Annotated in this window: 8 protein-coding genes and 2 pseudogenes; 3 read left to right on the forward strand and 7 right to left on the reverse strand. The window is 68.1% G+C overall.

The window, feature by feature from the left end:
• Positions 1–28: 28 nt before the first annotated feature.
• A complete protein-coding gene (locus AC3IFE_RS16490) occupies positions 29–1303 on the reverse strand; it encodes a serine hydroxymethyltransferase (protein WP_089436937.1) in 1275 nt (424 codons plus the stop codon).
• 446 nt (positions 1304–1749) lie between these two features.
• Between AC3IFE_RS16490 and AC3IFE_RS16495 the strand changes: the two genes are divergently transcribed.
• On the forward strand, positions 1750–2775 hold the full coding sequence (locus tag AC3IFE_RS16495) for a GlxA family transcriptional regulator (protein WP_089470403.1): 1026 nt from the start codon (positions 1750–1752) through the stop codon (positions 2773–2775).
• A 167-nt stretch (positions 2776–2942) separates the two neighbouring features.
• Here AC3IFE_RS16495 and AC3IFE_RS16500 read toward each other — a convergent pair.
• Positions 2943–3161, reverse strand: a pseudogene (locus tag AC3IFE_RS16500) (discoidin domain-containing protein); the annotation flags it as partial.
• Here AC3IFE_RS16500 and AC3IFE_RS16505 point away from each other — a divergent pair.
• Positions 3150–3412, forward strand: a pseudogene (locus AC3IFE_RS16505) (PLP-dependent aminotransferase family protein); the annotation flags it as partial. The pseudogenes AC3IFE_RS16500 and AC3IFE_RS16505 sit on opposite strands and share 12 nt — an antisense overlap.
• A 197-nt stretch (positions 3413–3609) precedes the next feature.
• Complete coding sequence (locus tag AC3IFE_RS16510; protein WP_489191171.1) at positions 3610–4371, forward strand: hypothetical protein; 762 nt, start codon at positions 3610–3612, stop codon at positions 4369–4371.
• 274 nt (positions 4372–4645) lie between these two features.
• Here AC3IFE_RS16510 and fdhA read toward each other — a convergent pair whose 3' ends face one another.
• The 5 genes from fdhA to AC3IFE_RS16535 form a co-directional block, all read right to left on the reverse strand.
• Positions 4646–5842 carry a formaldehyde dehydrogenase, glutathione-independent gene (gene fdhA / locus AC3IFE_RS16515; protein WP_011547090.1) on the reverse strand — a complete coding sequence of 399 codons (1197 nt, stop codon included), beginning with the start codon at positions 5840–5842 and terminating at the stop codon, positions 4646–4648.
• 240 nt (positions 5843–6082) lie between these two features.
• Positions 6083–7273 (reverse strand): hemolysin secretion protein D, encoded by a 1191-nt coding sequence (locus AC3IFE_RS16520; RefSeq protein ID WP_489191172.1) that lies wholly within the window; start codon positions 7271–7273, stop codon positions 6083–6085.
• On the reverse strand, positions 7273–9069 hold the full coding sequence (locus tag AC3IFE_RS16525; RefSeq protein ID WP_489191177.1) for an efflux transporter outer membrane subunit: 1797 nt from the start codon (positions 9067–9069) through the stop codon (positions 7273–7275). Before AC3IFE_RS16525 ends, AC3IFE_RS16520 begins: the two co-directional genes overlap by 1 nt.
• A 56-nt stretch (positions 9070–9125) precedes the next feature.
• Entirely contained in the window at positions 9126–10064 is a 939-nt protein-coding gene (locus AC3IFE_RS16530; protein ID WP_489191173.1) for a glycosyltransferase family 2 protein, read from the reverse strand.
• Positions 10065–10074: 10 nt separating this feature from the next.
• A partial coding sequence (locus tag AC3IFE_RS16535; RefSeq protein WP_489191175.1) for an MFS transporter occupies positions 10075–10869 on the reverse strand: 795 nt, incomplete at its 5' end.

Here is a 10869-nt window from a genome sequence, read left to right on the forward strand (position 1 = left end):
GCTCGTGTGACTGTTCTTGTGGGGTCGATCAGTAGATCGGGAAGCGCTCGCAGAGCGCGAAGATCTCGCGGCGCACGCGCTGTTCGGTTGCGGGATCGCCTTCCGGATTCGCGCGCAGCGCGTCGAACACCTCGAGGATCAGGCGGCCGATCTCGCGGAACTCCGCGACGCCGAAGCCGCGCGTCGTGCCGGCCGGCGTGCCGAGGCGAATGCCCGACGTGACGGTCGGCTTCTCGGTGTCGAACGGAATGCCGTTCTTGTTGCAGGTGATGCCAGCGCGTTCCAGCGCCTGCTCGACCGGCGCGCCCTTCAGGCCCTTCGGGCGCAGGTCGACCAGCAGCAGGTGGTTGTCGGTGCCGCCCGTGACGAGATCGACGCCGCCGGCCTTCAGCACTTCGCCGAGCGCCTGCGCGTTCGCGAGCACGCTGTCGATGTAGGTCTTGAAATCCGCATGCAGCACTTCGCCGAACGCGACGGCCTTGCCGGCGATCACGTGCATCAGCGGACCGCCCTGCAGGCCGGGGAACACGGCCGAGTTGATCTTCTTCGCGATGTCTTCATCGTTGGTCAGCACGAAGCCGCCGCGCGGGCCGCGCAGCGTCTTGTGCGTGGTCGACGTGACGACGTGCGCGTGCTCGACCGGGTTCGCGTGGCGGCCCGCGGCGATCACGCCCGCGATGTGCGCCATGTCGACCATCAGCTTCGCGCCGACGCTGTCGGCGATCGCGCGAAAGCGTGCGAAGTCGAGCGCGCGCGGGTAAGCCGAGAAGCCGGCGATGATGAGGTTCGGCTTGTGCTCGTGGGCGAGCGCTTCGACCTGGTCGTAGTCGATGCGCAGCGTGTCGCGGTTCACGCCGTACTGGACCGCGTTGAACCACTTGCCCGACAGCGCCGGCTTCGCGCCGTGCGTCAGGTGGCCGCCCGCGTCGAGCGACATGCCGAGCACCGTGTCGCCCGGCTTGGCGAGCGCGAGCATCACCGAACCGTTCGCCTGCGCGCCGGAGTGCGGCTGCACGTTCGCATAGCCGGCGTTGAAAATCTGCTTCACGCGTTCGATCGCGAGCGCCTCGACCTCATCGGCGAATTCGCAGCCGCCGTAGTAGCGCTTGCCGGGATAGCCTTCCGCGTACTTGTTGGTCAGTACCGAGCCCTGCGCCTCGAGCACGGCACGCGACACGATGTTTTCCGACGCGATCAGCTCGACTTGCGACTGCTGACGCTCGAGTTCCTTCAGGATGGCGCTGCGCACCGGCGCGTCGCGCTCGGCAAGGGTCTGCGAGAAGAAAGGCTGAGTGTTCGACATAGTGCGTCCGTGACGAAGAATAAAGGGCTGCAACCGAAGCTCGAGGCCCGCCGTGCCTGGGTTTCCCACTCGCCCAGTGCAAGGCTGCCGACGGCTCTATTCTTGTCGTTCGGATTTTCGGCGGATTGATGAATTTAGACGCGTTCTTTGCCTTTTCCGCCATGCGCGTCCGTTTTGTACAAGTGACCGGTCGTGCTTTTCTGGATGACCGCCCGAAACGGTGTCGCTGATTCACCTATGGACACGCACACCGGCAGTGCGTTTGCCGCACGTTCGCGTGCGGCGTCTCCCGGATACGGTGCAGTGCAGCAACGGCCCGATGCCCAGACAACGTATGGAGCTAGGGTTTAGCCGTATGGCACGCTTGTTGCACTCGCTCACACAATACCGTAGCCCGATCCGTGCCCCGGGCCAAAAAGCTATTAGAGATTCAAGGAACGCTCCCCATGTCGCCCGACCGCACAGCGTCGCTGTCCCACTTCGCGTTCATGCCTTTACCGAACTTCACGATGATCGCGTTCACCAATGCGATCGAGGTGCTTCGGATGGCGAACTACCTGAGCGGCCAGCCGCTCTATCGCTGGTCGGTGATCAGCCCGGACGGCGGCCCGGTCATGGCGAGCAACGGCCTCACGGTCGACACGGGGCCGGCCGAATGCGTGGGGCAACCCGACATCGTTTTCGTGTGCGGCGGCGTCGACGTGCAGCGCGCGACCACGCCCGCCCATCTGTCGACGCTGCGTCGCTTCGCGCGCATGGGGCTCTCGCTCGGCAGCCTGTGCACGGGCACCTATGCACTCGCGAAGTCGGGGCTGCTCGCGGGCTACGCGTGCGCGATCCACTGGGAGAACATGTCCGCGCTGAAGGAAGAGTTTCCGGACACGCGCTTCCTGAAGGAACTGTTCGTGATCGACCGCGACCGCATCACGTGCACGGGCGGCGTCGCGCCGCTCGACATGATGCTGAACCTGATCGCCGCGCGCGTCGGCACCGCGCGCGTCACGCAGATCGCCGAGCAGTTCATCGTCGAACACGTGCGCGACACGAGCGCGCAGCAGCGCATGCCGCTCGTCGCGCGCCTCGGCTCGGCGAACAAGTCGCTGTTCGAAGTGATCTCGCTGATGGAGAACAACATCGAGGAGCCGCTGTCGCGCGAGGAACTCGCACGGCTCGCGAACATGTCGCAGCGGCAATTGCAACGCCTTTTCCGCGAGCACCTCGGGATGACGCCGACGCACTACTACCTGACACTGCGGCTGCGTCGTGCGCGCGAGCTGCTGCTGCAGACCGACATGTCGATCATGCATATCACGATGGCGTGCGGCTTCCAGTCGGCATGCCATTTCAGCAAGAGCTATCGCGATGCGTTCGGCGTCGCGCCGACGCGCGAGCGCCGCAAGCAGGTAGCGCCGCTCGCGCAGGGTGCGGCGGGTGCGGGGGCGGCGTTTCCGGCGCATGTGCTGCATGCGTGAGGCAGGCGCTGTGCAGTAGGAAGCATGCCGAGCGGCCGCGAAGGCCTGATCGAAAACGCCAGGCGGATTTTTCAGCCTTTCGACGCGATGCTTTCGCGCCGCTTCAACTGACGGCATTACCGTTGTAATCGCCGACTTTCCTCTTCCCGGTCTGCTCGAGCTACAAGCGTCACGTCGCCTACATAGAGCTGATAACCGCCCGCCGTCGTCGACGAGAAGAACAGGTAGTTCGTACCACTGACGGGCGCCGGGTCCGAGTTATTGAGCATGCAGTCGTTGAGCGCCAGCGCGCTCGGCGTCGAGGCCGGGTCGGCCGTCTTCGCATAGATCAGATCCGCCCCGCCGCTGTCCTTCCAGCGCGCGTAGTACACCATGCCGTCCGCGCGCTTCCGACGGATACCGAAGTGTTCGCGCCGCGCGGCGGGTATTTCCTGCGGATCGAACTGCCGCCGCACATGGATGCGACGCACCTGTTCGGCGAGGCGATGGAAAACGGCGTGAGCATCGCGCCGGGCCGATCTTTTCCGCGACCGGCGGTTTCCGCCGTTATTTGCGGCTCAATTACGGACGACCGTGGACACCGGCCGTCGAGCGTGCGCTGGGGACGCTCGGTATGCTCGCGGCCCGACAGCGGCACGGCGGCTGGTACGAAGCGTGCGGAGCGCGACGCGCGACTTACGCCTTGCGTTTCGCGTGCAAACGACCAAGAATGAAGCGGCAGGCAGCCGCGGACGAACGGGTTTCACGCGTCCGATGTTATGGAGAATCACTTGAACACCGCATGCGAACGACCGCCGATGTGTAGCCCGACGATAGCGTCCGCCGGCCGCTGACATGCGCGTCCTGCCCAACCGCAGCGTCCGCGCGCGCGATGCCTGGCGTTCCGTGCTGAATGCACGCGCCGAATCGCGGCACGCGACGTGCTGCCGCTGCCGCGAATGCGGCTTCGTGGCGTTCCGCGCACTCGAGCACTGCCCCGTCTGCAGCCAGTGGAACTGGCCGTTCGAGCCGATCGACCGCACACCGGCCGACGCACGCGCCGCACATGCGCCGCGCTCGTTTCACACGTGGTCGTCACGCGTCGCCCGCGCGCTGCGCAACGCGGCTTTCCAGCGGCCGCGGGCGTCGAGCGCGCCGATCCTGAGCATCCTCACGCTCGTGCTGCTGGTCGGCGGCTACGTGGCGGTCGACCAGACCTGCAAGGCCGATCCCGTTTGTCGCGGATCCGGTGCGCCGGCCGCCGTCGCGACCGAAGCCGGGCTGCCGCCCGCGTCGAACGATCCATTCCTGCCGGTCGTGCCCGCACCCGTCTACCCGTTTCATTCGCCTGATCAAACGCAAGTGGCGGCCAGTCCACAACAGAGCACCCCGCTTGCCGGCAAACCCGCTCGCCCGACGGCGGTTGCACGAGCCGCGCCGTCGTTGCGCACACCTGACCGGACGCGCGCCGGCGCAGTCCGCGTGGCCGACTGGAAAGGCAGCCGCGATACCGCGCACCGCACGCGCCCGATTCGCCGCGTCAGCCTGCACACCGGGCACACACGTCGCGCCGCGGCCAGCAACGCTCAAATCGCGCAACTCTATCGCGGCCACTGAGCGTGACGCGGGCCCACGCCCGACGATCCGCTTTTCCCGACCGCCTTTCATAAAACGGCGTGGGTGAAGTGACCGGCCACACGCGGATCCCCGCCGCACGGCGGTGAACGATTTGGCAACGGGCGACGATCATCGCCGCCATTCCGCGCGATCGCGATCGGCGGTCGCCGCGCTGCCGTGCCGCCACCTTCGCTCCCGCCACGAAAAACGGGCGGCCCGTTGCCGGCGCCGCCCGTTTTCGCGTCACGCGTCGCGCGCGTCGAACGCTAGCGCATCACGCCGCCAGCAACCCGTGCGGGTCGATGACGAATTTGCGCGGCGCACCGCCGTCGAACTTCTTGTAGCCTTCGGGCGCCTGGTCGAGCGAGATCACTTCGACGTTGACGATCTTCGCGATCGGCAGCCGGTCGAACAGGATCGCCTGCATCAGGTTGCGGTTGTACTTCAGCACCGGCGTCTGGCCCGTGAAGAACGAATGCGACTTCGCCCAGCCGAGGCCGAAGCGGATGCTCAGGCTGCCGTGCTGCGCCGCCTTGTCCTTCGCGCCCGGATCGTCCGTCACGTACAGGCCCGGGATGCCGATCGCGCCGGCCGGGCGCGTGATTTCCATCAGCGAGTTCAGCACCGTCGCGGGCGCTTCCTCCGAATGGCCCGACGAGCCGTGGCCGTGTGCCTCGAAGCCGACGCAGTCGACCGCGCAGTCGATCTCGGGCACGCCGAGGATCTGCTCGATCTGCTCGCCGAGCGACGCGTCCTTCGACAAGTCGACCGTCTCGAACCCCATCGCCCGCGCATGCGCGAGGCGTTCCGCGTTCATGTCGCCGACGATCGTCACGGCCGCGCCGAGCAGGCGCGCCGATGCGGCCGCCGCCATCCCGACCGGGCCCGCGCCCGCGATGTAGACCGTCGAGCCGGGTTTCACGCCCGCGCTCACCGCACCGTGATAACCGGTCGGCAGAATGTCGGACAGGCAGGTCAGGTCGCGGATCTTCGCCATCGCCTGATCGCGGTCCGGGAATTTCAGCAGGTTGAAATCGGCATACGGCACGAGCACGTACTCGGCCTGGCCGCCGATCCAGCCGCCCATGTCGACGTAGCCGTACGCACCGCCGGCACGCGACGGGTTCACGTTCAGGCACACGCCCGTATGCGTGTCCTTGCACATCGCGCAGCGACCGCACGCGACGTTGAACGGCACCGACACGAGATCGCCGAGCTTCAGCGTCTCGACGTCGCGGCCCACTTCGACCACTTCGCCGGTGATCTCGTGACCGAGCACGAGGCCGACCGGCGCGGTCGTGCGGCCGCGCACCATGTGCTGGTCGGAACCGCAGATGTTCGTGCTGACCACTTTCAGGATCACACCGTGGCCGATCGCGCGGCCGCTTGGGTCGACCATCTTCGGATAATCGATTTTCTGGACTTCGACCTGGCCCGGCCCAAGATAGACGACACCTCGATTGCTGCTCATCGTATTGTCTCCATGTCTCGTTGGATGGCGCCGCGGCGCGCCGGCGCCATGCGGCGCACGCGCAACGTGCTGTTCGAGAGTAGTCCCGGAGGCAGGGGCGCCGATGTCTCAAACGCGACATGCGTTTGATCGGCGCCGACATCGATGGCGGAAATACGAAAGTCAGGCGGGAAACTACCGGGCGCGAGACGCATCGGGGTCGGACCGGCCCTCGCGGCCGGCCCTGCGCGACAGCAGCCGCTACCCGCCCTGATTCTCGCGGATGATCGCGGCGGCCGCCGCTTCCGCATCGCTCGCGACGCCGTCGTGCACGCGCGTGCTGACGGCCGGCGTCGGCGGCTCGCTGTCGAGCGCGTGACCGTTGCGGTCGTGCGTGTCGACCGTCGCGCGCATCGAGAGCCCGACACGCAGCGGATGCGCGGCGAGATCGCGCGGATCGAGCGCGATCACCACCGGCACGCGCTGCACGACCTTGATCCAGTTGCCGGCCGCGTTCTGCGACGGCAGCATCGAGAACGCGCTGCCCGTGCCCGCCGAGAAGCCCTGCACGCGGCCTCGATAGGCGATGCGCGAGCCGTAGAGATCCGACACGACCTCCACCGGCTGACCGACGCGCATGTGGCGAATCTGTCCTTCCTTGAAATTCGCCTCGACCCACAGCCGGTTGAGCTGCACGATCGACATCAGCGGCACGCCGGGCCCGACCTGCTGGCCGACCTGCACCGAGCGCTGCCCGATCGTGCCGTCGACGGGCGCGACGATCGTCGTGCGCTTCAGGTTCCGGTACGCGAGCTTGAACTGCGCGGCCGCCTGCACGACGGCCGGGCTTTCGTCGACGGGCAGCTTGCTGCCGAGCGCGCGCGCCGCGTCGAGCTGCGCCTGCGCGGCCGCGAGGTTCGCCTGCGCGCCGGCCACCGCCGCGCGCGCCCGCGCCAGTTCTTCCGGTGCGACGATCTCGACCGATGCGCCGGAACGGGCGGCGAGCGCACGCTGCGCGAGCGCCAAGTCGGCGCGCCGCGCATTCACGGCCTCGACGTACATCGTGTTCGAGATCTTCGCGTTCGCGACCTGCCGCACGGCCTGCGCGAGCTGCGCCTTCGCCTGCGCGAACGCGACGGACGCCTCGGCATCGTCGAGCCGCACGAGCGTCTGTCCGGCGCGCACGGCCTGCGTATCGGCGACCACCACGTCGGTCACGGCGCCCGGGATCTGCGCGGCGACCTGCACGATGCTGCCCGCGACATAGGCGTCGTCGGTGTCTTCGTAGTAGCGCTCGCTCAACAGCCAGTATGCGATCCACGCGATCGCGGCCAGCAGCACGATCGCGAAGAACACGGTGAAGCGCTTGCGGCGCGTCGCGCGGCGCGCGTCGAGTGCCGGATCGTTCAGCGCGGCCGGCGGCGCGGCGGAGTGAAGGTTGTCGTGGTGCATCAGTCGCTTTGCGTAACGATCAGACGATCGTGCTGGAAGACGGGAATCGCGGGCATCGGCGACCCACCGCCTGTCGGGTTCGCCGGGGCCGTGCGCGCGAGAACGGCTGTGCCGCGCGGCACTGCGACGGGTTGGGCCGAGCCGACCGTGGACGGGCGCGCCGTGTCATCGCGTCGTGCGGATTCAGGCGCGGGCGCGGCTCTCGCCGTGGCGGCCGCCGCCGACTTTGCCGTGCTCCCTGCGGACGAGTCATTCGACGGGCTCGCCACCGCTCCCCGGTTCGCGGCCACGGCAGTGACCGCCCCGCGCCTAGCCGTCCCACTACGCGCCCGCTGCACGGCAGGCGTCCGCGCCTGCGCGACCGTTGCGCCCGCATCGAATCCGCCGCCCAGCGCGCCGACCAACTGAACGCGCAGCGACCGCTGTTTGCCGAGCAACGCGATCGTCTGCGCGCGCTCGTCGATCAGCGTGAGATCCGCGACATCCACGTCCTTCTGCATCAGCACGCCGCGCCGATGGCGGTCAGCCGCAATCTGCACGATCTTCTGCGCGGCCGCGACCGCGTCCTGCTGCTGCGCGACGAGCGTCTGCGACGTCTGCAACGACGTGACGAGTTGCGCGACTTGCCCGAGCGCATCGTCGACGGTCTTGTTGTACAGCCCGATCGCGACGTCGGCCTGCGCGACGTCCGCGCCGAGCTTCGCCTTCAGCCGGCCGCGATCGAAGATCGGCAGCGAGATCGCCGGGCCGACGGAGCCCGCGAGCGAATCGCGCGAGAACAGCGATGCAGGCGTCAGCGCGAACACGCCGCCGAGCGCGACGAGGTTCACGTCCGGATAGAACTGCGCACGCGTCGAGTCGGCGTTCGCGAACGCGGCCTCGACCCGCAGCCGCGCGGCGACGATGTCGGGCCGGCGGCCGAGCAGGTCGGCCGGCAGCCGGGCGGGCAGCGGGCCGACCGCGAACGCGCCGACGCGCGGTCGCTGCAGCGCGAGCCCGCGCTCCGGGCCACGGCCCGACAGCACGCCGAGTTGCAGTTGCGCGAGCTTGATCTGCTCGTCGTTCAGCGCGATCTGTTCGAGCAGGCGGCTGCGCTTGATCGACGCGTCGCTCGCGTCGTACGCGTTGTCGAGGCCGCGCGCGGTGCGCTCGCGCAGCACGGCCGTCACGCGCTGGCTGATCTTCAACTTCTGCTGCAACAGGTCGCGCACCGCATACGCCTGATCGAGCTGGCAATACACGGTGACGATCGCGACGGCGAGCGTGAGCCGCACCTGTTCGGCCTCGACGCCGGCCGCGTCGCGCAACGACATCAGGCTCTTCGTCGCCGCGCGGTTCTTGCCCCACAGGTCGAGCTGGTAGTTCAGCCCGACGAAGATCGACGAAGGCGACACGTTCGGATCGCCGAAGATCTGCACCGGCACGCGATAGCCGCCGGCCGTCACGTCGGCAATGTCGCCGGGCTTCGGCATCCGTGTCCGACTGATCGTCGCGCCGGCCGTGCCGGTCAAACCGGTCAGCGAATCGAACTGCTGAAGCTGCGCCTGCGCGATCCGCAACCGCGCCTGGGCAACCTGCACATCGGGACTGTTCTGCGACGCCTCGGCGACCAGGTCGTCGAGCTGCGGATCCTGCAACTGCTTCACCCAGTCGGGCGCGGGCCACGCGCCGCTCGCGCCGGGGCCGACGGTGTGCGCGAGCGCATCGTCGGCCGGCGTGCGCAGCGACAGCGACGGCAGGAAGCCCGATGGTACGCATCCGCCCAACGCGAACAGCATGGCCGCCACCGCGACCATCGAGCCGCCCTTCACGCCATGCGCCGAACCGGCCGCTTTCGTCAAACGCCGCATCGTCACCCCTGCCGAACGCGCTGCGCCCGCGCGGCCAGACGCGGCCGCGTGCGCTCGAGCGGGCCGAGCCGGCCAAACAGGCCGTCCGCGATGCCGAACAGGATGCCGGCCAGCTTCGCGCGCTTGTCGCGCTCGACCAGCGCGATCTGCACGACCTGCCACACGGTCAGCAGGTTCGGCACGAGCGCCACCGGGAAACGCAGCCCGTACTGCATCCCGAGCTGCACCGCATTGCGCGCGCTGTAGTAGCGCCGTTGCCACGAGTGATTCATCGACGTCATTTCAAAAGGGCCGAGCGCGTGCCGCTGTTTCGCGCCGATCCGGTGCGGCAGCACCAGCGACGGCACGACATAGAGCGGCACGTTGCGCGACAGCGCGCGGAAGCTGTATTCGGTATCGACGTGATCGATGAACAGCGTCTCGTCGAAGCGGCCGAGCACGTCGAACGCGTCGCGCGACACGACGCAGCCCGACGAAATCAGGAACGCGCAACGTTGCATCGGCGTGCCCGGCTCGATGCGCAGGCGGCGCAAGCCGATGCCGTTCGTGGCGAGTTCCGGCAGGAAGCTGCGTGCGTTCTCGTCGAAGATGCGCGGGCCGGCCAGGAACGCGCGCCCGGCGAGCCCCGCGCAGACATCGCGCATCGTCGGGAAATACGCGGCCGGCACCGACGAATCCTGGTCGAACAGCGCGACCGCGTCGACACCGTCGCGAAACAACGCCGCGAGCCCCGCGTTGTACGCGCCCGCGATGCCGCCGCGATTGCCGTGATGCAGCAGCGCGATGCCTTCGCGTGCGCACAGTTCGCGAGCCCGTGCGTCGCGCCGAGGCGTGTTGTCGACGACGAGCAGCGCGTCGCACGCGTGCCGCCATCCGCGCAACGCGTCGAGCTGCGCGTCGCTCGGGTGATACAGGATCACGAGTGCGCCGAGTGTCGTCATGGTCTGCTCCTCAATGCCCGAACGAAGCCGCGGCGCCACGCCTGGGCCGCGTCAGCCACATCATCGCGGCGAGCGCGAGACACGTCATGCTCGCCATCCAGAACATGTCGTTGGTCGCCATCATGTAGGCCTGCTGCATCACGACCTGATGCAGCGTCGTCAGCTCGCGCACGCCATCCACGCCCATCGCGTTCAGCGCATGCACGAAGCGCTGCGTATTCGCCGACGCGTGCGTGACCGATTGCGACACGACGTCGTAGTGATAGGTCGCACGGTTGTCCCACAGCGTCACGCTCATCGCGGTGCCGAACGCGGCCGATAGCGTGCGCAGGAAATTCGACAGGCTCGACGCGGCGGCGAGCCGGTCGTCCGGAATGCGCGACAGCGTCGCGGCGGTCAGCGGAATGAAGAAGCACGGCAGCCCGATCCCCTGGATCAGCCCCGGCGCGGCGATTTGCGCGAACGTCATCTTCAGCGTGAAATGCGCGTCCCACGCGAGCACGGCCGCGAACACGAGGAAGCCGAACGTCGCGAGCACGCGCGCATCGAAACGATGCGCGTGCAGCCCGACGAGGATCGAAAACACCAGCGCGAGCACGCCGAGCGACGCCGTCGCGAGCCCCGCGTGAAACGCGTTGTAGCCCATCACCGCCTGCATCCACAGCGGAAACACCACGCCGACCACGGAGAAGCTCATCATCCCGAGCGAGATGATCAGCACGCAGAACGAGAACGTACGGTCGCGAAACAGGCTCAGGTCGACCACCGGATGCGCTTCGCCCGCTTCCCAGATCAGCAGCGACAC

The sequence above is a fragment of the Burkholderia sp. APQ4-4ca genome, assembly GCF_057837105.1.